The 26,983-nt window shown below is 60.7% G+C and carries 10 protein-coding genes and 2 pseudogenes; 6 read left to right on the forward strand and 6 right to left on the reverse strand.

Going from position 1 to position 26,983, the window contains the following annotated elements:
• Window positions 1–45 precede the first annotated feature (45 nt).
• Both LMTR21_RS25825 and LMTR21_RS25830 read left to right on the forward strand, forming a co-directional pair.
• Window positions 46–675 carry an FMN-binding negative transcriptional regulator gene (locus LMTR21_RS25825; protein WP_065755498.1) on the forward strand — a complete coding sequence of 210 codons (630 nt, stop codon included), beginning with the start codon at window positions 46–48 and terminating at the stop codon, window positions 673–675.
• 69 nt (window positions 676–744) lie between these two features.
• Window positions 745–1,365, forward strand: coding sequence for a LysE family translocator (locus tag LMTR21_RS25830; protein ID WP_065755499.1), 621 nt, complete (start codon window positions 745–747; stop codon window positions 1,363–1,365).
• 718 nt (window positions 1,366–2,083) lie between these two features.
• Here the strand turns inward: LMTR21_RS25830 and LMTR21_RS25835 are convergent.
• The 6 genes and pseudogenes from LMTR21_RS25835 to LMTR21_RS41150 all read right to left on the reverse strand — a co-directional run.
• On the reverse strand, window positions 2,084–2,539 hold the full coding sequence (locus tag LMTR21_RS25835) for a GNAT family N-acetyltransferase (RefSeq protein ID WP_065755505.1): 456 nt from the start codon (window positions 2,537–2,539) through the stop codon (window positions 2,084–2,086).
• 727 nt (window positions 2,540–3,266) lie between these two features.
• Window positions 3,267–4,676: an ISNCY family transposase gene (locus tag LMTR21_RS25845; RefSeq protein WP_065756981.1), complete on the reverse strand. Its 1,410-nt coding sequence runs from the start codon at window positions 4,674–4,676 to the stop codon at window positions 3,267–3,269.
• 1 nt (window position 4,677) lies between these two features.
• On the reverse strand, window positions 4,678–5,025 hold the full coding sequence (locus tag LMTR21_RS25850) for a DUF6788 family protein (RefSeq protein ID WP_065756982.1): 348 nt from the start codon (window positions 5,023–5,025) through the stop codon (window positions 4,678–4,680).
• Window positions 5,026–5,096: 71 nt separating this feature from the next.
• Window positions 5,097–5,612, reverse strand: coding sequence for a GNAT family N-acetyltransferase (locus LMTR21_RS25855; RefSeq protein ID WP_065756075.1), 516 nt, complete (start codon window positions 5,610–5,612; stop codon window positions 5,097–5,099).
• Window positions 5,613–5,916: 304 nt separating this feature from the next.
• Window positions 5,917–6,151 (reverse strand): annotated as a pseudogene (locus LMTR21_RS41145) (dimethylsulfone monooxygenase SfnG); the annotation flags it as partial.
• Between the two features lie 454 nt (window positions 6,152–6,605).
• Window positions 6,606–7,118, reverse strand: a pseudogene (locus LMTR21_RS41150) (biotin synthase BioB); the annotation flags it as partial.
• Window positions 7,119–8,179: 1,061 nt separating this feature from the next.
• Between LMTR21_RS41150 and LMTR21_RS25865 the strand changes: the two are divergent.
• The 4 genes from LMTR21_RS25865 to LMTR21_RS25880 all read left to right on the forward strand — a co-directional run bounded on the left by LMTR21_RS25865 (window position 8,180) and on the right by LMTR21_RS25880 (window position 26,553).
• Entirely contained in the window at window positions 8,180–9,844 is a 1,665-nt protein-coding gene (locus tag LMTR21_RS25865) for an MFS transporter (protein WP_065756077.1), read from the forward strand.
• Between the two features lie 1,224 nt (window positions 9,845–11,068).
• Window positions 11,069–12,013: a hypothetical protein gene (locus LMTR21_RS25870; RefSeq protein WP_065756078.1), complete on the forward strand. Its 945-nt coding sequence runs from the start codon at window positions 11,069–11,071 to the stop codon at window positions 12,011–12,013.
• A 159-nt stretch (window positions 12,014–12,172) separates the two neighbouring features.
• The gene (locus LMTR21_RS25875; protein WP_065756079.1) at window positions 12,173–16,414 is read left to right on the forward strand and encodes a hypothetical protein; all 4,242 of its coding nucleotides are present in this window, start codon (window positions 12,173–12,175) and stop codon (window positions 16,412–16,414) included.
• Window positions 16,411–26,553, forward strand: a complete 10,143-nt coding sequence (locus LMTR21_RS25880; RefSeq protein ID WP_141688619.1) for a hypothetical protein — start codon at window positions 16,411–16,413, stop codon at window positions 26,551–26,553. Before LMTR21_RS25875 ends, LMTR21_RS25880 begins: the two co-directional genes overlap by 4 nt.
• The last annotated feature ends 430 nt before the right edge of the window (window positions 26,554–26,983 follow it).

Below are 26,983 nucleotides of genomic sequence, written 5' to 3' on the forward strand. Positions count from 1 at the left end.
CGCACCAGGCTGGGTCTATCCCAGGACCGAAAGAGGAGAACCGCCATGTATGTGCCCCCCGCCTTTAAAGATGACGAGGTCGAAAGCATCCGAGCGACCATTTGGTCCGCCGGCCTCGCCAACCTGGTCACGGCCACCGCGGACGGGCCGATAGCGACGCCCTTGCCGCTCTTCCTCGATGAGACCGAAGGAGAGCACGGAGTGCTGTACGGGCACTTGGCGAAGGCCAATCCACAATGGCGTTCGGCTCCGACCGGCGAAGCTCTGGCCATCTTCATGGGTCCGGAAGCCTACGTGACACCTTCATGGTACGCCACCAAGCAAGAAACCGGGAAGGTGGTGCCGACATGGAATTACATCGCCGTCCACGCGTACGGGCCGGTTGAGTTCTTCCACGAACCCGAACGTCTGCTCGAGGTGGTCACGCGGCTAACGAACACCCATGAGACGTCGCGCGCGAAGCCCTGGGCCGTCAGCGATGCCCCCACCGACTTCATTGCCTCCCAGTTGGGAGGGATCATCGGAGTGCGCATTCCGGTCACCAGGTTCGAGGGCAAGCGCAAGATCAGCCAGAACCGGCCCGAGGCTGACCGCATCGGCGTCGCCGCCGGCCTTGCGGCTTGCGAAAAGCCGCAGGATCGGGAAGTGGCTTCCCTCATTCCGATTCCGGCCTGAGGTTAGCGTAGTCATCGTGTGCGAAGACCGGCGCTAGACAACTGGTTGACGCGATTAGAGGGGTGGGCGATGCCGGACTTCCAGACGTTCTTCCTGTTCTTGGCAGCGTCGCTGCTTGTGGCGATCACGCCGGGGCCAGGACTCTTCTATATCGTGGCGCGAACGATTGTCGGGGGCAGAACGGAAGGGTTGGCATCGAGTGTTGGCCTAGGTCTCGGCGGCCTTGTGCACGTGTTCGGCGGCGCCGTCGGCATATCTGCGCTCGTCATGGCGAGCGCCGAGGCATTCACATTTTTGAAGATCGCAGGCGCCCTGTATCTCATCTGGCTCGGGCTCAAGACCTGGCGCGAAGCGCGCATTGTCGAGCCGATCGAGGTGCAGACGACCGGGGTGCGTCGGGCCTTGCGCGACGGCATCATCGTCGAGGCATTAAACCCGAAGACAGCCGCATTCTTTCTCGCCTTCATTCCCCAGTTTGTCGACCCATCCGCGAACGTCGCCGCGCAGTTCATCATCCTCGGGCTCATCTCGGTTGCACTCAACACCAGTGTCGATTTGGTTGCGACCCATTTGGCTGCGAGAGCGAGAGCCGGCCTTCGACCGTTAATCCTTACCAAGATGCGACAGGTGTCGGGTGCCATCATGTGCGCACTGGGAGCTACGCTAGTCTTTGCCCGTCGCGCGGGTTGATATCCGCAGCTGGCTCATACCGATCGACTTCGTGCGCTTATCTGAATGTCTTCTGTCGCTAGACCGGCCATGGCCGAGACGAAATCGACGCGAATGTCCCTCGAGATCGGAAATGGCCGAGTTGAATCCGAAATTCGCTCCGGAGCTGACGCCCGGATATTCCTGGCGCGCTGCGCGTCCCCCCAAAAGAGCAAATCGTTGATGTAGATCATTTCGTGAGACTACCAGGAATCGTATGCTGCACTTGGGAAATGACGCACGTTCTACATGGCACCGGCCTCAATAGCACATCACGAAAAAGGCCCTCAGTGTGGCTCTGGACTAGTCGACCTCAAGTGGCATGAACACGTCAATGGGCAGGAAGTCCACGATCTTTGGCACTGCTTGAACTCGCCTATCCAACTGCGTTACAGGCTGAAGGCGTCTGGCAGCAAATGCGCTCCATGTTCGTCGCCGCGATGGTTCTGCCGTCCGTATTCGGCCAAATATTCATGAGCGCATCTCCTGTCCCGGATCTCGAGGGCGATTGCACGCAGGTGCTGCGTCGCCAGTTTCAGGTTAGGAATCGTTGCCCTACGTTGAACGATGGCCCAAGGCGTCTCCGATCACTTACCAGGACCGATGCCCGCAGCACGCTGAGCGCACATGCATGGCGGAAGACATGTGAGCCTAGGACTAGGGGACCTTTCGAAGACTATGCTAAGCGGACACCACGGGCTCATATCATGCGACGAAGCCGGGGGCCGACTTCCTCGAAGCGGTTGCGCAGATAGAAGTCGAGGGTGCGCTTCCATTTCGGCTGTCGCGGTGCTCCGACCTCCAGCCGCTTCCATCCCCGCGCTCGTCCTTCCGCCAGAGCGACAGCGATCAGATGAGGCGCAATGCCCTGCGATCTCATGTCGGGGCGAACATAAAGCTCCGAGATTACTCCGAACTTGCCGCCCGCGTAGATCGCAGTGCATTCGTTTAGAACCATGACGCCAACCGGCTCGTTGTCTCCGCATGCGATCACCGCGACGACGCTAATATCCGCTAGGACTGTCTCTGCGTTTTGCGTGACGATTTCGATCCCGGGGGCCTTCCCGCCTGAGAGCTCGTCGAGGAGAGAATGAACGAAGCGAGCAACGGTTGCGGCATCTGTGACTTCGGCGCGCCGTGTAGATATAGTCGACATCTTTCTCTCCTGTCTGCTCTGCATCGGGTTGAATCATTCTGCGCCACAAGCGTCAACGCGACATTTGTGATCCGCTAGACAAGGACGATCACGTAATTTGCTCTCCAGTGGGATGGGACTGCGGGGGGCGATAATGAGGTAACTAAGCATGGCGACTCGAAAAGAACTGATGGCCGCTGTGGGGCAGTGCTACAGAGAGGAGAGCCGCGAGGAAAAGGTGATCAAGAGGCTCGCCATCGGCGTTCGCTTCCGCCGAAATCTTTAGAGCTACCGCGACCTTCGAGAAACGGCCCGCTCGTAAGCCGTCCCGTCCGGCCGCCCTCGGACACTGGCGAACGTTGGCCGGCGCGCTGCGCGGCGCAGGGTTCATGTCCCCTTTCGAACTGAGCAAGTGGATCGGTTCACTCAGGTCGAGGGGTTGGTATGCGCGCGCTGCTGCGCCGCTGCTCTCACCTGGCGTCACAAACTTCATCGCGGGTCAATCGGGCGCCGGCAAATCGACGCTCATGCAAACCCTGCAGCAGATGAATCCGAGACACGGCGGTATCGGGCGCGTTGCCGCCGAGGATCTAACCGCGGATCGCCCGCAGGATCGCCTTGCGCACGTGGGCTAGCTACTTTCCGGCGCAAAAATCGCTGTTGTGAAGCGCGCGGTCAACCACGCAGACAACGAGAAGCCCCGCCGGGGGGCGGGGCGATGAGATGCCAAGATTGCTCTGGAAGTGGACTACGTTTTTAGTGACCGTTCTTCCATCACGCGGCCGATGCTCATGAGGTTGTCGGCGACAACGCCGAGCCCGACCCAGCGCTTCATTCCGGTGCTGCCTTTGTAGCGGCAGCGATCGAGCCCGTGCCGCCGTTTGGCCACGCTGATGCGCCCCTCGCATCCGGTCCGCCATTTCTGGCCGTTGCGGAACCACCGCTTCTTCTGCTCGCGCTTGCGCGAGACGCTCTTGGTGGAGCGATTGGGGATGCAGACGCGTTTGACGCCGCTCGCCTTCGCCGCGGCTTCATTCCTGGCGGAGTAGAACCCGGCGTCTGCCGCGACCAGACGTGGAGTGCGGCCGAGCTTGGCTTGGTGGATTTCGATGGCCGGAACCAACAGGTCCGAATCGCTCGGCCGCCGATCATAGACTTCGTAGTCGATCACGATCTGGTTTTCGGCCTCCTGCAGCTTGACCATCTTGCCGAACTCGTTGGGCTTGCCGGCCTTGCCCTTGCGAATGATCTCGGTCGAGGGCTCGAACACGCTGAACAGCTTGTCCTCTGCCCGCGTGTTGCCGCGGAAGATGCGTTCCCGGGTCTGCCGCATCACCTGCCGCACCAGCGGTATCATCGTTTCCAGCTCCTGCCGCAAGCCTTGCAGCGCCAGCCGTTTCAAGATGCCCCTGGCCCGCTTCACGCCTGCGGAGATTTCATGGGAGAAGCGCTTCGCTTGCCCCACCACACGGCTCGTCGAGTTCAACAGCCGCCGGTAGCCTTGCCTGAGCTTCTCGTGATTGAGCGGTCCTTTGGCACGGGCGGTTCGCGAGATATCGAGCAGGCGCAGTTTTACGCTTCGCGTTCGGTCGCGCAGTTTGGTTCCGGCCGTGCCCACGATCTTGGCGACCTTCTTCATGGTGCGGATCAACACTCTGACCCCGTCGCCCAGCAACGTGCTGTCGGTCGGGTAGTGGATGTTGGTCTCCACCACCGTCGTATCCACGCGCATTCTGCGTCCCTGCGTCACCCCTTGTTCCTGCGCGACTTGCACAATCCGGTCGTGGATCTGCTTGATTGTCTCCGGATCCACAGCCAATCCCCAACGCCCCATCGTCTTCGCGTCCGGCGTCTTGCCGCCGCCCACCCGGGAGAAGTCGCGATATACCAGATTGGCGCGCACTTCGCGCTCCAGCACCTGATAGCTCCAGTTGCGAACGTGCTTGAGGATCAACAATCGCAACACCACTTCGGCCGGCGCGCCCAGCCGGCCACGACTGCGGCTCTTGGGATGCCGTCTCGCCAGCGCCTCGTAGACCGCGCCTACAATCTGTTCATCCGCGAGAACCCGGTCGGCATGCGTCATCCAACCTTCGCGAAGATCGCTCACTTCTCCCGCGATCAAGCCGTCGCCGAAGCTCAGTTGCGCTCTGCGCATCTCAATCACGCTTCTTCCTCCCACCCCGCGGCATCGCCGCATCAGGGCCCAGCAGGTCGTGATTGAGCTCGCAGATCGCTTCGATCGCTTCTTTCAGCTTCTGATAGTTGTCCAGCCAACGGCGCACTTCGGCAACGCGTTCACGGCGCACGCTGAACTGGCGCACGCGGCCGCCCCCATAGCTCACCGTCAGCACGTGCACCTGATGCCCTTCGCCGCGCGCGCACTTCGGGCAGCCGCTCTTGTGACGAACAGTGCGCTCCAGCAGCGAACCGCGCAGTAGCTCGCCGCTAACCGGCAGCTTGCCGACAAGCTTCTCGCGCGTTTGAAGGGCTCGATCACGAATCATTCATAAGAATGAATCAGTGCCGCCGCCTCCCGTCAACGGCCAATCCGTGCGACCTTGCAGTTTTCGCTCCGCTACACGACTCTGGGCACGCCCCAAGCCGAGCGATTTTTGCGCCGGAAAGTAGCTAGGCCGTGCAACGGCAACTTGAGGCGTGGGCCGATCTCTGCAAAACCGGCCTTCAAGTACAATGCTGAGTTGGGGCTGCGGCTCCACATCAGCTGCCTCGGCGCTCCCACTTCAAGTTGGCCCCAGCCTTTTACCGTCCCCAGGCCCACGGCAGCCTCAATAAGGTGCATCGCGACCCCAGACGATCGCTGATCCGGCACCACGTAGAGTTCGGTGATAATGCCGTAGGTTCCGCGCGCAAAAAGCGCAGCGCTTTCCGACACCATGATGATACCGACAGGACGTTCCTTGGTGAAGGCGAGAAACCCACAGACGCGCTCTTTCATGGCGAGAAGGTCGGCAACCAGCTGGGTATCTAATCCGGCCTGCGCTTGGCCAGCCCCAAGTTCGGCAAGTAGGGCAGCAACCATTTGGGTCACCGTTGTGGCGTCTTCGACAGACACTTCACGTGTGGTCACCATGTCACATCCTCCTCAAGCTCAACGTACCACGTAGTAGCATCGGGGCAGCGAGGCTGCCGCAGCATCCGACCCAAAGCGATATGCTGCGATCTTGAAGCTCAAATGACGCTTTAGTTCACACCATTGGTGAGGTGATAACGTTTTCGTGTCGATGGCAGCTGAAATAATCGCCAAAAAAAATCGAAAGATAACCTGCCGGCAAGATTGTCATGGTCGTACGGAGCACTCTTTCTTCTTTGGACCTGAGTGTCGCCCCACATTGAACCGCGTCCGAATGAGTACGGCCGCCCTGAGTTCCATGCGCCGGCGGGATGGCAGTGATGATTTTGAGCTTTTCAGTTGCTGCGAGTACGCGTGCGAGAAGCTGACCGATTCGTGCTGCTTGTCGGCGCCATAGCCAGCGGTGAAACGGATTTGGGTCAAGGCGTAGTCGAAGCCGGCCTTCTCGGCGATTTACGCGCGCTTTGACGTGTAGTCGATCTCCAGTTGGTGCCTTGCTCATCGACGAAACGACGGGGCCGCCCGGACACATTCGGCATCCGATAGGCGAATTTGATAGGATCTTTATCGCGGTCATCCTGTTTTCCCCACCAAGCTGGAGTTGGGACGAAGGGACGATTGATTGAAGCGGGCAGCAACTTGCATCACACCGCTCAGACAAGCGGGCGCGCATCTATTCAAAATCCAACGGCAGGGTACGGCTTGTAGAAGCGTTCGCTATCTGCGGTGTCAGCACGCTGACGCGAAATGGATTAGGTCAACAACACGACGCGCAAATCCTACGACGCGGAGGTGTGCGCAGACCGGAGTTGTTGGCTTCGTCGAAGACGTCATTCCAGATCATCAGCGTTTCATTCTCTAAAGCACTACTGATTGACATCAATAGTCTCAGAGAAAGAGCGGCTGCGCGAGTCTAAGACAAGCTATTTTTCATCGCAGTCGGAGAACCCGCTTTCCAATATTCACAACCAACGGATCGTTTGTTACCGTGCGAGAAAAATATTGCCGGCGACAACTCCGGCGGAGGGCCGCACTAGGGCTTCTCACCATTAGAATGCAGGGCGACCGCGATCAACCGCACCAGGGCGATCGGATTCAGCCTCTCCGCGGTATCATTGACCGGCACGCCCTTGACCTGACTCCAAAGGTGATCGGAACGCTCTCCGGATAGCTCGGCAGATTGGCGAGCAGAACCAGCATGCCCATTCGGTCATCAACGCGTTCACCCAGGCCAACGATGCCTTACAACAGATTTCGATGCCGGCATTGCGCACGTGCGCCAGCGTATCGATGCGATCCCGCAGGGTGCGGTGGTGATGATCTTGTCGTAGAACTCGGGCGAAGTGTCGACATTCTGATTATTGTAGGAGTCGAGCCCAGCTTCGGCGAGCCGCGCGGCCTGCCCAGGGAGTCAGCATGCCGAGCGGACGTAGGTCTCCACGCCGAGGTCTTTCACCGCGCTGACCATATCGCAGACCTTTTGACGTCACGGTCTTTCGGGTTGCGCGCCAGGCGCACTGGGCAATTCGCTTGGCTCGCTCTCTGCTTGTCTGAGCTGGTCTCCTGCAGCGCAGCGCCACATCGCAGATGGCCTAGTGGTAGAAACGCAATTTTCTTGCTCGGGGCAGCCTGGCTCCTCGATAGCGGCTAGAGCCGCATTTGTGCGCGATCAATCGCAGCTCTCAGAATGGTGCAGCGTTGAGGCCCGCGGCCGGGGCCCTCCAAAGCATCACGATCGCCGACAAGCTGTCGTGCATTGTCTCGCGTTCGCCTCCATCCACATCTTTGAATGTGTTTGCAGTCTGCACGAAGCCCATGCCGCGTCTCTTGTGAACGCTTGCGTCAAAAAGAAAACAGGCGACTGGGGGCTACCTGAGCAGTTCACGACGCTTTTCTTTTGTGAACCATTTCACAAAACTTCGCACCTGAGCGGTGTAGCTAACGGAGCGTTTGATTGAGAGTAGATCAGGTGATGCCGTCTTTTCCCTTTGCAATGATGCTTCATCCGAAAACCAAAGTATAGGCTGATGCCGCGATCCAAGGCGCGAGGTACGTTTACGCATTTTTTCATCGCCCACTCGCATACAACGCGCAAAACCCGCGCTTGGTCACTTTATTCTATGCTCCGGCCGACAGAGCTGAGGAGAAGTCCTTTAGATCGGTGTTCGAAGGCAAATTGAGAATCGCGAATATCGTATCGCCATTCATTCGCGTGGCCCATTTACCCTGACGAGATCAAAATACCGGAACTCGGCCGTTCAAGAGGTTCATCTGAGATTTGGCTGCGAAACAGCGATCTCGCCTCACGTCGCCGTGATGTAATGCCATGTCCATCCGCTACTCGATCAGCATCGATCTCGAAGTCAAGACCGCCACCGAGCGGGACATGCCGTGCTTGACCGCGAACCCTGCCCAGACCGGAACCATGATCGCGTTCACCGAGCAATGCCGCTGCTGGGTCGACCAAATCGACAAGGCCGACCGAGGTTGCCTGGGCGCATCGAGGTTGCCCGGACCATCACTGATCTGGCCCAGGTTCACATTATCGGAGGCGAGGCAGGAGCCAAATGACCGAGTTGCCCCAGTCGCCGACCTTCAGCGCCAGTAGCATCACTGCGCCGTTCCACCATGTCACGTTCCGCCGCATATGGCTGGCGAGTCTTTTCTCTAATCTTGGCGCCTTGATTAGGGGCGTTGGCGCGGCTTGGGCGATGACGCAGATGACATCGTCGGCCGACAAGGTCGCACTGGTCCAAACCGCCTTGATGCTGCCGGTCATGCTGATCTCGATGCCGGCCGGTGCCATTGCCGACATGCATGACCGGCGCATCGTGATGCTGTTTTCGCTTGGTATCGCGTTCGCGGGCGCGGCCGCGCTGACGGCCCTCGCCTGGCTCGGCCTAGTCACGCCGAACCTGTTATTGGCGCTGTGCTTCGTGGTGGGCAGCGGTGTGGCGCTGATGGATCCGGCCTGGCAATCCTCGGTCAGCGAACAGGTACCGTCGGAAACGCTTCCCGCGGCCGTCGCGCTGAACAGCATCAGCTACAATATCGCACGCAGTGTAGGTCCGGCAATCGGTGGCATTGTCGTTGTGACCGCTGGCGCAGTAGCTGCTTTCGCACTAAACGCGCTGCTTTATCTGCCACTAATGCTAGCGCTGTTCCTGTGGAAACCTTTCTCCAAACCGTCGCGTCTGCCGCCTGAAAGGTTTAACCGTGCCATCGTTACGGGCGTGCGCTACATCGCCAATTCGCCATCGATCAAGATCGTTCTGACCCGCTCCATGGTAACAGGCGCGATCGGCGGCGCGATCATCGCACTGATGCCGCTAGTGGCGCGCGATCTCCTCCATGGCGATGCCCAGACCTATGGCATCATGCTGAGCGCCTTTGGCCTGGGCGCGGTGATCGGCGCTCTCAATCTCACTGAGGTACGGAAGCGCATGAGTGGCGAGGCGGCGATCCGCGCCTGTGCGCTGTCCATGGGCTGTGCGATTGCCGCGGTGGCGCTGAGCAGAGAGCCGGTACTGACGACGGCCGCGCTTTTTCTTGCGGGCGCCGTGTGGATGATGGCGTGGGCGCTGTTCAATATTGGCGTGCAGCTATCGGCGCCACGCTGGGTGGCGGGGCGCTCGCTCGCGGCCTATCAGGCGGCGAGTTCCGGCGGGATTGCTGTCGGCAGTTGGGGTTGGGGCCATCTCACCGATGCCGCTGGGGTCCAAACTGCGCTCCTAGTCTCGGCCGCCCTGATGTTGGTCTCGCCGCTCCTTGGCCTTTGGTGGCGCATCCCGCGCGTCGGCGCGTGGGGCGAAGAGGCCGAGGTGCTTGAGGATCCTGAGGTGCGGCTGGCGCTGACCGGACGCAGCGGCCCGTTGGTTGTCGAGATCGAATATCGCGTAACGCAGGGGAATGCGCGGTCCTTTCACAACGTGATGCAGGACGTACAGCTGTTCCGGCAGCGCAATGGCGCTTATGGCTGGTCGATAGCGCGCGACATCGCCGATCCCGAACTATGGACCGAGCGCTATCACTGCCCGACATGGCTCGATTATTTGCGCCAGCGCAACCGCTCGACTCCGTCGGAGCGCGCGATTGAACAGCAGGCAATTGCTTTGCACATTGGCCCTGAGCCCGTACGGGTCCGACGCATGTTGGAACGCCCGTTCGGATCGGTGCGCTGGAAGGAAAACGTGTCCGAGGCCTTTGGGGAGCAAGAAATCTCGCGTTTCTGATAGCGATCACCGCGTTCCAGCGCGATTCAGATTGCGTCTAGCTGAATCAAAATCTCGAAGATAATCGATCGGTATTCATAAGCCTTTGTGCATCTGCACGGGATGCTTTTGCATTAGCTTCTCTGCTTTGACTGAGGAATACAAAGCACGCAGGCCACAATGATGCAGCTCCTCCAGACACTACGGCGAGTTCGTCGTTGATCTTGCTCGATGCATCGGTCAAGCGGATTCTTGGAGGCCGCTAGGAAGGAGCTCTCCCCAAACAACAGGCGGTGCTCTTCCGTACCTCCTCACGTAGCAGACCGCTGGAGGTCGAACTCACGCGTCGCAATACCACGATCGTGAATTCGACCGCTTGAACAGTCCGGTCGGCCAAGCAGGAAAAATAGGGGCTGTCAGCGCAGCAGGGCTGTCGGAACAATGGTCTGCCATACGTCTTGGATCCAGCCGCCTGGATTTCGCAATATCGCGTTCATAGCCCCGCACGCCAATTCGAAGAATTTTTTCTGCGTCTATCGCTCGTCACTTGTCCGGTCGCGCTCTACCGGTCACCTCGAAATCGAAAGTCTGGTTCAACCAGTTGAACGGTCAGACCGGCCACCGCCCGAACGCTGGCCGGGCGGCTTGCTGAGGTCAAATTGGGCAGCTGAATTGCGCAACCGAAGATAAGGGGCGGCCCGACTCCGTTACACTCTCGGGAGTCCCAAAGCCGGTCAGGAGCCCTTGAAGCCGCGAATTACTTGGACTCAAGATTTCACCCCTCCCGGCGGTCAATCGACCCCGCATGATCGAGCGTTGGCGTGCTGGCGCAAACGCGACGTGCAGGGCGCGGGTAATGGGCTGTGCTGCAGCCTCAACAACGACGAGACCGATGCAGATCGCTACTTCAGGGGAGATTAAACTGCTCCTGCTTACCGAGCGTTCGACTCTGTGGAGAGTGACCTTCACGGGACCGCAGGCAACCGCCTCGGTCTGGATGATGCGCCGCCCTTTGCAGGCGAGGCGTCGGATTTCAGAGTCCTTTTCAAATTTTTTTGGCAGCGCGGGCGGTAGCTTGTCATCGTGCAGCAGCGTTAACTGATCAGCCGCCCCTCCCCTTCGCGTACTTATACGATAGCGGCATGGCCGCTTGCGTTTTCCACACGGATACGATTATTATTACTACAATTTATAGTAGCTCATAATTTTTGGAGGCAAATTCAACTAGTTATTTGGGGGCTACAAATGAATTCTACAGTAGGAATTTTCTTTGGCGGCTTCATCGCGGTCGTCTTGCTTCTGCTCTTCTCTGCATCGACGTTTTATATGGCCTATCTTGTCTGGGATGCATGCGGCGGGAAAATCTCGTGCCCGGCGGTTCCTTTTGGCGAGGGGCTGACCTACGTCGTTACGACGGTCGGCGGCCTCGTTTCAGCGCTGGTCATCGCACGGCTTAGCGTGACCGAGCCCGGAAAAGCCCCTTCGGTCGTTCCTGGTGCTACAGAAGCGACTACGGCCACCACGACAATTGCGATCCTCTATCTCTTGGGCTGGATGGCGACGGGTCTTACGGCGCTAGTGCTCGGAGTAATGATCTATCCCAAGGCCAATCAGACTCTGAGCGATCTTGGTACAACATGGCTTGGCCTCGCCGTATCGGCGGCCTATGCCTATTTCGGTATTACGCCAGGGTCGTCGAAGAACGATCGGTCGTTGATGGAATTAGCTCCGTCACCTGAGGCCACTGATGACCTCTCGCAAGGGCAGAAAGTCCCCAACGCGTCGGAAACGGCGACGTGCGGTGCGATCACCAAGAAGATCAAGCGAACTGATCCGGAGTTTGCGACACTTGTCTCCAATCAGAACGCGAGCATTGTTTTCAAGGATGAGGAAGGCACGGGCGCCGATCGAATGATGAGCGCCCGGATGCAATCCAAGCTCGATGCGCTGGCTTCGCTAGTCAGCGCAGAATGGCCCGGCGTGAAGCTTCGCGTGGCGGAGGCCTGGGACGAGGACAATGAGCACTCGCCCGCCGCCCTGCATTACGAGGGCCGAGCAGCCGACATCACGACGCAACCGCCCGACGGTGCCAAACTCGGACGTCTCGCCCGGCTTGCGGTGAATGCGGGCTGCGACTGGGTGTTCTATGAGGACACCAATCATGTGCATGTTTCAGTTAAGAGGGCCTGAGTAGCCGGTCGTCATGACAGTTCCGATCGGAATCGACGAATCTTCCTCATCGCATAGTAGCTTTACTTCATAGCATTTTGAAATGATCGCACCACAACGGTGCTGCTGGCGGCTGTAGGCGTTTCATTCCGTGAACAATTTGAGCCGGGGTGTTACTCGATGTTCTTGATATTCAGGCTTTACGGCAAATTCTGTTGGCCGCCGACCGCGAAGCTTCTCAACGACGACGAGAAGTCGCGCCAATCCGGCATCATAGAGGTTTATGCCGCCCCCAGGCAGCAAGGTGCCGCCGAACATACGGCGCTCCTGCGATGGTTTCCCACCGACCGGGAAACTGATCCGCCTCCCCCCGACCTAGGAACGGTGAAGGACGATCTCTTCGTCCTCTCCACTCAAGGTGTGGTGGATTGGTTCACCTCCAACACGCGCAATGACTGTGCGATCTGGCTCGATGGCGGCGGCCCCGCAGCAGCCGGCGCCGACGAGGCCTTTGTCATCTTTCGCGGCGCATTCCTCTTCGAGCAGTACCAGCGGCCTGAGCAGGACAAGACGGCAGGTCCGTCGGACCTTGAGGTGCAGTGGCCGCTCATGCGTCGCTTCACCTACGCCGACAACCCGGTTTTCTCCTCACTCGGCATTTACGGCAAGAACCGGCCCCTGCTCCATCTCGGTCTGCACCTGCCGCTGCCCGTGCGCCGGACAAGCCATTCGGCGGCCAGCCGCAAGAATGCAGGCGCGTTCCCGTTCTCGGCGGTGTTCGATCTCAAGCCGAAGGCCGCGGACAAGTGGTTCGAGATCGACCGGCTGTTCGCTGGCTGGAAAGCCAATGACGGCTTGCCGAAATTCGACGCGCCCGAAAAATCCTGTTTTCCCTTTCTGGGTCAAAAGAAGCCCAAAAAGGAAAAGATGCGCCTTGGCTCATTCGGCTTTGCCGAATATGGCCAGACCGGCGGCGATTTCGCTGTCTATGGCCTCGATCGGCCCACCACGTTGAGCTACTGGCCGCTCAACAGCCAGGCCCTGCGCCAGGATATCCTTTGGCCCTACGGCTTCGCGCTGGACTATGACGAGGACGACTGGCTGCAGTCGGCCAATATCGGCCTTGCCGATTCAAGCCTGCGCTTTTCTTCCGCGCCGAATGGAACCGGCGCGGACCGGGGGCATTCCAGCTCACTCAGCTATCGTGCCTCGGTGATCAGGACCGGAGCGACTGGGCCGCAATCCGGGGACTTGCGGGGCGACAGCAAGGGACTGCGCCTGCGTCTCGCACGTGAACTCGGCGGCCGTTTTGCGGATGGCATCCATTATGGCGCCAACGAAACCGCCAGCGAGGAAGACGCAAGCAAAGTCGAGGGCTGGATAAGGATCGGCGCAAGGCATCTTTCCGTCGATTGCGAACTCGCCTGGGAGATTTCACGCCGCGATATCTGGACGACCGACCCCGATGCCGACTGGTCACCCGCCGTCAACATTCGCCTGCACTGGCTCGAGCCGATCTCGGCGCACAACGTCAACGCGGCAGCCATCAACGCAGACACCGAATTCAAGAGCGGGCTGCTCGCGCACGCCAACCATTCGTTGGGCACGGTCAGGGACTCGCTCGAACGCGGCGAGGCAGGACGGCCACATTCGTTCCTGCCGGACCTGTCCGGTCCTGCGGGAAATCCGAGCATCCGTTTTTGTCTTTACGGCTCCCCGCTACCCGCCTCCTTCAAGGACGGAATGGTTTCCTGGGGGCGCCCTGCACCGGGTGCGGGACAAGGTGGCTGGCGACGGCCATCCATGCGGCTGAGCATCGCCAACCCGCGGCACCTGATCCAGGGGATCAACGAAAGCGAGCTGAAAAATTTCGAGCTGAAGCTGTCTGCCGCCGGCCTGACTTTCTTTCAGCCGAAGCCAACGGCGCCCCCGCCCCAGCTTGAATTGAGCCTCAACCACGACAAGGATTGGCCGCCGCAAGCCAACGACAGCGTGGAAGACGGCGAGCCGTTCTTTGCGTCGTTTAAGGTGGTGACGCGGCCCAGGCTGCAGGACGGACAGGAGAGCTGGTACGGACGGCTTTCGTCGCTGCAATTCCGTGGATCGATCAACTATCCGAAAACGGAAGAGCCCGGCCATCTCAGGATCGGCGGACGAGGCGCTCGTCTCGGCCTCGGCGACGGCAGCCCGTTGCTGGTCTATCCCGAAGGCCGCATTGCAGCAGAAATCAGCCTCGCGATCCCGGCATCGACCATCGAGCCGATCGGCGTCGACACCGCCCGGACCGACCGCAGCGGGCGTCCGGGACCGTTGCTGATCCCGCTCGATGCGGCGGCCGTAGGTTCCGACAGCGAGAACGTGTTCTGGCTCAAGGCGACCGAGACCCTGTCGCCAACCCATGATCGCAAGCTTGTTGCGTCGATCATCGAAAACTCGCAGCAGACCGGAACGCGCTCCTACGTCGTGCTCTCGTCGGAGCCGTTCTCGATTTTCCGCTACACCCATCAGCCGCTCTACGCGCGCGGCAAGATCGATACGGCGAATGTTGCGTTCTATTCGGACGACGACCGGATCTGGCAGTACCGGCGAACCTCGGATCTCTATCACTACGTCTTCCCGCCGCAGGTGGTCGGTGAAAGCGCCGACAAGCCGCGTCGGCTCGAACTGCACGACTTGCCCGTACCGGATCCGAACAACGAGAATCCGCCTACCCCGTTCGTCCCGGACCAGGACGACAACGGCAAGAATAAGCTCGACGCACACAACTATCGCATGGCGGGCCCGAAGAGCGATCTGCAGCGTCGTGCCGTCGAGTTTCGCCTCACGCCGTCCGCGGAGATGTGGATCCAGCCGAGCGACGTCGAGCGCGGCTATTTCATGCCGGAGGCGACGAGCTACGAGATCTTTCGCCAGCGCGGCGAATACGGACTTGGCGCGGCCCTCGGATATTTGCGCGCTGAATTCCTCTATGGCTTGCCGGTCGGAATCGATGTTGGCAAGGAACGGTCGATCGCCCGCGGCGCGCGTGTCGCCGAGATCGAGGCCCTGACGGGCAAGCCGACCGGCCCGGCGCAGCCCGGTGCGGAAGCACGGGTTTCCAGCCGCTGGAATGCGCTGCGAAGCGCCATCGCTCGGCGGCCCGAGCGTCTGGAGATCTGGGCGCGCGATCTGGACTCGGCTGTCGACTTCACCCCGGCGCGCTTTGCCGACGGCGTGCAATTTGCCCTGCGTTACACGGCGCTGCACCGCCCGCCCCTGATCGATCAGACTCCGAACAATGGCGTCGGGGAAACTGCTGACGACTACAAGTCTTTGCCGCGCGTCGGAGGCATCGACGCCGACAAGGTGCCGGCCGAACTCGAGAACAACCCACGTCACCATCCGCAAGGCCTGAGCGGCGGTGCGCTGTGGCCGGTCGAACAGCTGAACCTGTTCAAGAGCCTGCTGCAGGTGCCTCAGTCTGCCGGCGGGACGATCGAGGCGATCGCGCTTTCGCCCACGGGAGGCGACGCAAGGCAGAAAGCCCAATTCCTCGACGGCAGGGTCACGATCATCAGCGAGACCTACAACGGCTACGTGCAGCGTCAGCAGGTCGAGGTGCTCGGCCGCATCTGCGCGTTCTGGCATCGGGCTAAGCACGTCGTGGTCTACGAGCGCACGGTCAACCCCTCGGCGCAGTTTGCGCCCAACCTGGAGGGGGATCGGCACCATACGCGATCCCGCCGGCCGATCCTGCGCAAGGTCCGCGAATATATCGAGCTGCTGCAGCCGGAGCGCAATTATCCTGACTTCACCATCGCCGAACAGCGCAGCGCCGGCTTCCTCGAACGCGTGCGCTTCAACTCGAAGATCATCAATGTTGACAGCGCATGGGCGCACGACATCGACAATTTCGGCTGGGAGATTTCGCTCTGGAACCGGCAAAGCGCGCGCGAGCGGCCGCAAGTCTACCCGATGCCCGACGTCGCCTTCGTTTCTACCGCCGAGGGCGACGCAGAGAAGCCCGTCGTCGCACAGGAGTGTCTCGATCCGGACTACCTGTATTTCTACGCCGATGTGAGCCCGAACGCCTCGCCCGATACCGACACCTGGAAACCGCTGCACAATCTCGACTTCCCCAACATGCCGGCAGCGCACGATATTGCCGAGGAAGTCGACAAGAAATCGTCGAAACAGCCGGAGCCCAGCGAACACGAAAAGCGACGTCCGCCGGTCAGCCGAATCCTTCCCGGTCTGCGCCGTTTCACCTGGCGGCTGGCACCGGCTGCGCAGAAGGTTGCGGTGAATGCGGGACGCGCCGGCAAGCCGGTCTATGCCGGCCTCGACAGCGTCTCCTTCATGCGCGCCACGCACGCGAGACCCAAGAAACTCGAGGAATCCGCCCCCCCACTTCGAAGGTGCTCAAGATCGTCGACGGATTGACAGACAAGCCGGAAAGCGAGGCACTGGCCGCCCTGAGGTACTGGGGCGCCGACGGACAGAATGCCGGCTCTGACGGCGCCAAAGCCTTCTCCGACAGCATCTCGGCCCTCAATGCCGCGCTTGGAGCCGGCAACCTCACCGCCCTGAACGATGCACGCAAGAAGCTGGATGCAGCCTGGACAGGAAGCCTCAAGAACGACCTGAAGAAGTTCATCCCAGGTGACGTGAACAAATTCAAGAGCTTCGTGTCGGACCTCAAGGCCGCTCCGGCGCTGTGCGAAAAGCTGAAATCGGACGCCGTCGAAACGATCCAGCGCAAGGAACTGCTGGTTCGCACGGCCCTGCACGATTGGAGCGCGCAGCTTGAAGAAATCCTGAAGGAGCTCGATCCCTACAAGACAAAGTCCAAGACTGAAGTCATCAATCAGCTCACAGACAAGGCGGTAGACTACATCCGCCCGCTCTTCGCCGAAGCCAGCAAGGACCTTGCACGGCTGCAGGAAGGTGTCGAGAAATCAAGCGCCATCGTGGCTGACATCGAGGCGGAAATCGAAGCGGTCGTGGCCCGCGCACGGCAGCGGATCGCGCAGTTCGTGCACGGCTATGACCAGACCAAGCCGTGGTTCGAAGAGCGACGGCGCTCGTTCCGCGCCGGCGTGACGGCCGCCGTCAGCAGTGTCGGTGACGACATTGTCGCGGCAATAGAGGAGGCACGTCAAAGGCTGGGTGTCGAGCTCAACGAGGTCAGCCAGGCCATCGGCGGACATATCGCCAAGGCGCTTGGACAGCTGGCGGTTCTGCAGGCCGGCGCGCTCGGCGAGGTCACGGAGGTGCACAGGCACGTCGATCAGCTGCTCGGCAAGATCGACAAGATCCTCGAACGCTTCGTCAACACCGCCGGAGCAGGCCAGCTCGACGATGTCTTGACCAAGATCAAGAATAGTGGTGTCAGCGCCGGCCTGAAGACCCGTGCAGAAACGGCCATCACTAACCTGAAGACCGCTATAGCGAAGGCGAAAGCGGCGGCCAGTGAAGCCCGGACGCAGGCCAAGAACCTCGACCAGCGCGCCGACCAGGCAGCAAGCCAGGTTCAGGATCTTATCGCTGCCGTAGGCACAGCGATCAAGGAAATCGGCAGGTCGCTGTCAGCTGAACTCGGTGAACTGAACCAGGTTGCGATCGAGCTTACGAACGAGGCGGCGACTGAACTTGCGAAGGAAGTCGGCGGCCTCCTCGACATCATTAACCAGGAGATCGCCAAGGTCATCGCCTGGCCTGAAAAATGGCTCGTCAAGATCGGCACCCAGATCGACGCCGTCGTTACGCCGGCCGCAGCATTCCTGGATTCGCTGCTGCTCGACACCAAGGCCGAGTTGAGTGCCATCCCGGCTGCGGCCCTGCCGGTAATCGATGACGCAAGGAGCCTCCTCCAGTCCGTACAGGACGCGCTTGCACCAGACGCGCTGCTTGAGGGTTTCGTCAAGGAAAAGATCATCAGGGCGACGCTGGATCAGCTCTTCGTATCGCTGCCGGAGACGATCAAGGACGTCCCCGAGGTGGGCAAGGCCATCACCGAGGCCGTCGCCGCGATGCGCTCGCAACTTGCCCTCTTCGTCGACAAGGTCGGCGATCTCATGCGCAATCTGAAGAACGAAGCGCTGACGGGAATGGAGCAGGTTTCCGCGGCATGCGCCCAGATCGCGGAGGGCGTCGCGGAAGTCGAGAAATACTTCCAGGCGATAGGGACGAAAGCCGCCGACTATTTCGATGAGAAGCTGAAGGCCGCCTACGAAGCTCTTGAAAAGGACCCGACGTTCAAGAACCTGCAGCAGGCCCTGACAACCTTTCCCGCCAATGCGAAGGAACTGGTCGCAGCGGCTCAATCGTTTGATCGCTCGGTACGCAGCCTGCAAAACGACCTCTCGCGGGCGCACGAGACGGCCCGCGCCTATGGCGACCGGGTCTTTGATCAGTTCAGCAAGCTCGACGATGGCGGACTGCTCGCAGCTCCGAACAATGTCCTCAAGCTCTATTCGGCGGTGACCGGTGCGCCGGAACTAGCCGCCCTGAAGGCTGACATCGACCGGATCCGGTCCGACTTTGATGAAATCGACAACGTCATCAAGACGACCCAGGCCAACGCGCTGTTCAACCGGCTCAGTGACGAACTGAAAGCGCTCGGCCTGTCGCTGCCGTTCGACAAGATCAGCGACCAGCTGTTCCCTGCGGATCTCTCCACATTCGATATCGGCAACGTGTTCCGCAATTTCGGCGGCGCGAAGCTCAGCAATCTCCTGAAGGATTACAAGATCCCGGAGGGCGTGAGCAACGCGGTGCGCGTCACCCACGATTTTGACAAGAAGCAGGCGCGCGCCTGGGTGCAGGTCGACATCGATGCGCCGATGGGCGGCCGCCGCAGCCTGTTCTCCGTCGGCGTGTTCAAGGCGGACTTCGTCGACATGCACCTGACCGGTCAGGTGCGCCTCGAAGCGTCGAAGGACCAGGACAAGGTATCCGAGACCGGGTTCGGCCGGGTCGGCACGACGATCGATCTCGTGGTCGGCGGGCAATCGATGGTGCAGTTCGAGAAATTCGGGCTGAGCTTCACCCGCGAGAAGGGCCTCGATGTCGAGTTCGATCCGAAGAACATCCGGCTCAATCCGACCTTCAAGTTCATTCAGGACTTCCTGGCGGCCCTGTTCCCCGACGACATCGGCGGGCTGGCGGTCATCAAGGAGAACGGCATTCCGGTCGGCCTGCAGCACGACTTCGCGATCCCGCCGATGGCGCTCAATTTCGGCACCAGCGGCGTCTCCAACATCTGTATCGCCAACCACTTCAAGCTGCTGGCGTTCCCCGACTTCATGCTCGCAAACCGCTTCAACCTGTCGTCGGTCGAGCGTCCCTTCATCTTCTCCATCTTCATCATCGGGGGAACGGGCTACATCCAGATCGACGCGGAGTACCGGCCGTTCGACAATGAGCTGATGGTCTGCGTCGAAGCAGGTGCGGGCGGTTCGGCATCGCTCGCGTTCGCATTCGGCCCGTTCTCTGGCCAGGTGTTCATCACGCTGTCGGGCACCCTCGCCTACCGCAAGGTGATCGGCAGGCCCGGCGGCGGCCTCTCGATCTCGGCGGTCCTGGTAATTGCCGGCCATGTCAACGTCGCCGGTATCGTAACGGTCGGCATCGTTCTGATGCTGCGCATGACCTACCGCGACAACGGCCAGATCGATGCCGATGGCACCCTGACGGTCGAAATCCGGATATCCAAGTTCTTCAAGATCACGGCGCGCGCAGGCGAAATACAAGCTGCGCGGCGGCAAATCGGAGACCACCGTTTCCACAAGCGTCAGCGGGCAGGTTACCGACGAGAAACTGAGCAAATTGCAGAAGGCCGCCGAGAAGCTCGAAGCGGCGAGGCATTGAAAATGACGATTTCAAAGTACATCCATTGCCTGGTCGACCGCGAACCGACCGCGTTCCACGCAAGCGACGACGACGGAACCAAGGCCTCATACGCGGTCAATCTGAGTTTCGAGGTCCGCACCGACGGCACGGCCACCGACCCCGGGCAGGAGGCAAAGGACGCAGCGCTCGCGTTAAAGGATTTCCTGAAAGCCGTTCGCAACGTTCGCTTCCAGCTCTACAAGGTCAAGGATCCCGACCCGACGAAGATCGAGCTCGAGTATGACTCGAAGATCATCGATCCGATTTCGGAGCCGGTCGCGCCTGCGGATCCGGACGCTATTTACGCCTGGCTCGAGCGAGAGCGGAAGGCGACGTCCATCGAACGCGACCTCGACTACTGGGCGACGAAGGCCACGACGGAATGGCACCCCGACAGCGCCGTCGACATCAATATCATCGGTGCATCGCATCGCCTTCGGGCTGCGCAGGCGTGGAATGCGCCGGTTGCGCACAAGTTCAGGCTGACCCACATCGTTCAGCTGCCGGTCGTCGCCCTCACGGGTGACGGTGTCGTCGTATTGCCGTTCTTCGTGGATGACCCGGAGCAGCAGACGTTGCCCGGCAAGGCGCTCGGGACTGGTCCGCTCGCCGACGAGGCGGCCGGCACTTTCGACTACAACGCGAAGGGAGACGTCGGCGCGGTCACCTGTTACACGTCGATCGTCGCCAAGGCGTCGCCGCTGGATCTGAAGGCGATCTATCCCGGCCTGACGCCGGACGGTTATTTCGAGATCGATCCCGAAGCGCCCCAGGTCCACCGGCTGCTGACATGGTTCGAGATGCGTGCCGCCTCTCTGCTGTCGGCGAACGCCGCGCTTGCTTCGCGCGCCAGCAATCCGGACAATGATCCCGTGTTTGAAAACCGCTTTGGAGTGAGTACCGTCCAGGTCACGAAGGGCGGACTGCCCGTCGACGTGACCTGTTGCTCGATCGTCTGGTATGTCGTGGCAAGACTGCTGTCCGCGCTCGACAACGTCGTGATCGGCGTGCTCAAGCCGCTCGCCCAGCCTGCCAACACATTCGGGTTTGATTCGCGCACCCAGGGCGAAGTGCTCGCACCGCTTGTGTCGGAGATGCTCGGTCACCTGGAGAAATCACTCCCGGATTCGATTATCGATCCGGGCAAGGCCGCTCTTGCAATCAGGAAGGCCCTCTCTCTTACCAGTCCGCTGATTTCGAACCCGTCCGCCGCGAAGCCGAGCCGGCCGGACGTCGTCCGGGCGTTGCGCAAGATCTATGACATCGAGTCGCCAAAGAGTGAAAAGCCAAAGGATGCGCTGGAATTCATCTCGTTGGCGCTCGCCTGTTACGAAGAAGCACGCGATAAGGCTGACAAGCCGCAACGCGCTCATGTGCTCGCCTATGCGGAAACGGTAAGGGCTGAAGCCGCCAAGGCTGGCGCCACCAAGGGTAGTACCCCCAAAGGTGGTCTGGCAAACAAGGTGTCGACGGCGCTGCTGCAATACGAGCAGCGGCTGGTCGACGAGGCCGGTGCAGAAGCTGCGATTCTGAAATTGTTCGAGACGGCCGACTCATCCTTGTCAGCAAAGGTTGCCACGAAGTACCTTGAGCAGATAGCATCGCCGCCGTTCGATCCTTCGGTGGAGGCCGCGGTCAAAGCCGCGTTCGAACAAGCGTTGGCCGCCTATCGCACGTTGCTTGCCGGCAACTTCAACGGCGCCGAAGCCATCCGCAGATCCGCAAGCGCATCGTTCGTTCGCAGCTTGCTGGACTTCGCCTCACTCGAACCAAAAGCCGGCAATACGTCGTTGCTGGTGAAGAATCTGAACAGCAGCGCGTTCTTCGCAAATCGGGTTACCGGGACCGCGGCCCCGACCGGCGGATGTTTCGATGCACATGCAGCAACCGTTGTCCGCGCCGACGCCGACATGCTGCTGTTGACCACCGCGCCCGACGGAATTCCCGCAGGGGAATTGCAGGGCCAGATCGACGCCCTGCTGGAGTCGATCTATGTACATCTCGAGGATGGCCTCCACGACTTTCTCGCGCCGACCGCATCGTTCCACGATCCCGACGCCCGTTTCATTCCCGACAGCACGCCGCAGCCGCTGGCGATTGAGGTCGCGGGCAATATCGACGGCGGCAAGATCGACGCGTTTTCCAGATATTTCAACGGAATCGGCCTGGTAATTCAGCGGGGCGATCTCGGCACCGATGACGATACCTGGGCACATACGCATCTCGCCGATTTAACCTGGACGCTTCCGGCGCCGCCACCGCCCGGTGGCGAGTCGCAGGACCCCCCGCCTGATATCACGGCGGCCATTCACCCGATGCTCCCCGCCATCAATGATGGCCGCGGACCGATGTTCCTCGAGTATCACGGATTCCCCTTCGCCGACCGGGCCTTCGAGGAGAGCATCGTCGGCAACGATATGGTCGCGCGCGATCCGCGACGTCCGTTCTACGTGCAGGATCCGCACGACGCGGTGGACCGCCACCCCAGGGTCCCGCGGCTTGCCTATGGCCGCGCGTTCAAGACCTTCAGCTTTATCACCAGCAACGCCGGCACGTTGCCGCGCCGGCTGCAGGACGAGGGCACGCCGCCGTGGACGCCCCACTGGAAGATCAAGCCGCCGCAGGATACCGCCGGCAACGAGGACCAGAAGGTCATTGCGAATGTCGACTATCAGCGCCGCACCGCGATTGCGCAGATGTCGGTCGTCGAGAAGACCGCGGGCCGGCCTGCACGTATCGGCGCATTGGTCGACGGGGTAATGCCGCTTGCGGCCGCCTACCCACGCGTGGGCCTGCACGCCGAAGCGCGCATCGATGGCGTACGCGACCTGCTGCGCGATTCCGACGGCCGCGGATCGATGGTCGCCAGCAAGACCTCCGAATGGCACATCAGCGATATCAAGATCAGCGGCCAGCCGAAGTCGCTCACCGTAAACGTCTTCGAAGGGACCGCGAACGAACCTGACAAGGAGCCTGGCGCAAAGGGCGCCTCATTCGTCATCGGCGCGGGATTTGCCGGCCTGTCGAGCATCACGATTCGTATCGTGTTCGAGCAGGACCCGGGAAATTTGCCCAAGCGGTGGCTCGAGTTCAAATTCGACGGGGCCGAACCGGAAAGGCGAGACCTTAAGGCGGGCGATGAATTCAACGGCTGGCTGCGTCTCGCCCTCAGGACCGACGACGATCATTCGGCGTCGATGTCCTTTGCCAATATCGGCTCGCAGAAGAGCGACAATATCAGCCAGCCGTTGCTGATCCTCGCGCCGGACAAGGACGCATGGAAGGGCGGCCTCGAGCGACCGGTGACCACCACCGTTACGACACCTCGGGTCAGCTATCTCGATTTCGAACGGTGGTTCGCCAATGGCAGCCTGTTTCTCGAAACGTTCGGCAAGGAGCGCGGAGAAGATCCGGAGAATAACGCCGGCGTCATCTTCATGAACGGCCTGGCCACCGCCTATGCCATGAGAAAGTTCGATGCCGCCCTCGCCAGGAACCTCGAGAGCTTGCCCGATCCGGCGGTCGAAAAGATCCGACTCGAATTGATCGCGCTCGATGACCTTACGCAGGCAACGATCGCGCCCGTTGGGGCGCAGCTTCACGAACTCGGTGGCCGGTTGGCAGAAGTTGCAAATGCGTATGCAGCTAAGGCCAAGGCACAGACGAAAAAGTCCCCGAAGTGGTTCCTCGATAATCTGCTCAAGCCTCTCGACGACGAATTCCGCTTTGAGGTCACGGTGCAACCGGGACCACTGGCGCTCGCGCCGATCAACCAGCCGAAGGCTAGGAAACGGACGGCGTCAGTGCCGGCCGGAATGGTCGCTCGGTTGTCGATGGACACCATGGTCAGGGCGAAGCGTTTCGACAAGAGCGACGGTCATTATCCGTCGGTCATCCATCGAGGCCTGCTACAGTACGCTTCGCGCAACGTCTATGATTCCTCCGACCCATTCGTCAAGCCAACCCACGTTATCTTCCCCGCAACGGCGCTGCTGGTTGAGACGATGTACAACGGTATCGAGAAACTCGCGATGCCGATCAACGACGGAGACGGCGAAGGCGCGATCGCTCTTGCCGCTGCGGTAATCTCCGCCAAGGGCATCGATCACGTCCGCCGCTTCGAAATCGTGGCAGGCATGCCCGCGCCGGGCGACCAGCGGGAAAAATGGCGCCTGCTCGGCGAGGTCGATGTGATCACTCAGCGCTGGCGGCCGAGCGGACGGCCAATCTATCACCTCGTCAACCCCCGCGAGCACGATTTCGCGATCGACAAGAAGCCGCCCACCGAGCCCAGAACGCAGCCCGCACTGCCCTTGAACCTCGACACAGCCGGGAGGCTGGCGCAGTTCGAACTCGAGGCATTCTTCGATCGCTCGGATGTCGATGCCCAGACCGTGACGCAGCGGCTGGCACCGCTGCCGGCCAGCACCATGCTTCAGGATCATCACTGGAATCCGGAATCGGCAACCTACTTCCGACACCGCTTTACCCTGCGTTCGCGCTATGCCGGGGCCCTGCTTGAGCGGAACAGCCGTCAGGTCAATGCCTGGCGCACCGATAAGCCGAAACATCCGCTGGACACCCCGGCCCATGGCTGGACGATGCGTGTGGCCATGCTGGCCGATCTCGCGCGTATCCAGCTGACGCGGCCGCAGCTGCGCGCGCTGATCCCCCTGACGACCGCACCGGGAGGCGAAAGGATCGACCGGCCGGCACCACCGGTCGCGGCAATCCTGCAGGAGCCGCCCTATGCGCGCGGCGGCCTCGCCGATCGCATCGCCACCGAGATCAAGACTGGCTTCGGCTACGGCTTTGAGAAGGCCAATGAGCCTCTCGAAATTCGAGACGCGCACAAGGAAGCGGGCCGCAATGCGCAGCTCGATTATCGTGCGCTCGGCAGCGAAACCGCGCTCAGCCTCATGCTGCGCGGCGAAGGGCCGATCGGCCTCACCTTTGACAATGTGGACGCGCCGGCGCCGGCCTTTCCCAATTCAATGTTCGTACTCAAGCCGGACGTGTTGTTCGGCAGCAAGCCCCCGCTCGAGGAATTCTTCGCCGGCATCACGATGCGCCGCTACATCGATCCTGCATGGACGGGAGCGGGAGGCAACGACAAGAACCGGCTCGAGGCCGAGAACGCCTGGTGGATCGATTTCGATCAACGGGATACGAAGGTCAACAAAGAGAGCGCCCTGCTCCAGTATGAGGTCGAAGGCTCGACGGACCTGATGCCGCTACTGGCTTTCAAGCCAGACCCGGACGGGCTGCATATCCAGCTATTCGCTTCCAAACTGGGCATCGATGGTTTTTCGAACTCCACGCGGGACTGGGTTGCTGTCGCGACGGTTACCCTGGAACAGTTCGGCAAGCTCTCCGCGCTGCATCAGCAGGTAGCGCCCGCTCGCCACGCCTTGTCGATTTTCGTCCGCACGGGTTCGGCAAAGACCGAGCGCGGCGAGATCAATACCCCCCTGCTGGTCGCAGGCTTCGAATGGTCGTCGCCCCAAGAGAAGAAAGTGACGGAAGACGGAGGCGGCACCAAAGAGGAAGCACGGCCGCCTTCCGTGTGGCTCGAAGCCACTTCCGCAAGCGCCTTCCAGACGATGGCGAGCGGATCGACGTTCCTCCGATGGACCAAGACCGGGCGCGATTTCGATTTCGTTCATGTTGCCGAACTCGGCAACAACGAGTGGAAGACCGGTCCCGTTCACGTGCGCGAGCTGACCGCGCGACTCAATCACGACAACCACGAATTCCTTACGTTCCATCGGACCGGATCGCCTGCGGACAGCAAGGCGGTCTGGCTGTGCTCCTCGACATTCGCCAATCCCGCCCCGATCCATGTGCATCGACACGTCGGCCTGATTTCGTCGCGTTTCCTGAAAGAACTTGGCACTCCCGTGGAAGTGTTCTGTCGCACGTCCGCCGATGCCGACGCCGCATATCAATTGGTCACGATGGAGGGTAATCTCCGGCTGAGCGATGGGAAGATCTTCAAGCCGCAGGAAGAAGTGGTCCGCATCGTGGAATTCGAGACCCCGGCAGCGATCCTGTGCGCGGAGGGACCCCAGGTTCCGCAAACCTACAAGCAAGCCTATTTCGACCTGCTCTCGACCGGCTTCAGGTTCGAGCAAAACATCGGCACGGCGCAACTGCACTTCCGCTTCGTCGGCCCGCCGGCGCAGACCGCAAAATTCACCGAGATACGGCTCAACTTCTGGCGCAATCGCAGCAATGAGCCCAATCCGTTTCGTCTGCCGGTTAAGTTCAACAACCTGCCGTCGAAGTTCGCGGTCGGGCTTAGGCTCGCATTCAAAGGCGCGGGATCGGTCAGGACCTACGACCTGCAGATCATCTACTCCGACGGAACCCTGGCCGGGTCGACGGGGCAATTTGCTGAACCGGATCAATTTCCCCTGGTCGCAGCCGGAAACGCGACCCCCGGCTTCTTCGTTTCGATCGACGGGGTAAAAGGTGGCTCCAGCGAATTCTGGGCGGACATCTCGGTCCTCCATTCGCCGCGGGTGCTGAAACCGGGGATCAGCCCTCTGGAATTTGGTTGGCTGTTTTCTCCGTCGGGCAACGGCGAACCGACGGACCATGTCGCCGCTGCGGGCCTAACGAGCATGGTTGAGGCCCAGGCCCGGATCGTCGCGGTATCCCCGCCAGTTCCGATTATTAGTCACTAATCGCGGAAGACTGCATTTCGACATTTAGGAGGACCGCGCCGCTGGACAGAAGCGCTCTACCTCGCCTTGGCATCACTCGCTATCGACAGCCCGCTCATTCGGGAAGCCGCCTTTTTTGATTCCACTCTCAATTGCTGTCCTGGATCATTACAACGGTCGCAGCATGGTATCGGATTGAATTATTAGACGCTGGCATCGACGTACGCCGCACTTGCCTGCGCGGGAGTCGCGATCGTTGCATCGCAACGCTCCGACAAGATGGGAAGCCAGCGGCACTTAGCGTAACTGCTCTATATGCTGCCGGCCTAGCCGCCTTCGGCGGCCTGATTCGATGCGGCTGGTACAACTGGAAAAATACAGGGACCTTTCGACGATGGATGCGCCCCGTTGACGAGCTAAACTGCAGATCTGCAACCGCTACTATTTAGCG

The sequence above is a fragment of the Bradyrhizobium paxllaeri genome (assembly GCF_001693515.2).
In the GTDB taxonomy this organism is placed as follows: Bacteria; Pseudomonadota; Alphaproteobacteria; order Rhizobiales; family Xanthobacteraceae; genus Bradyrhizobium; species Bradyrhizobium paxllaeri.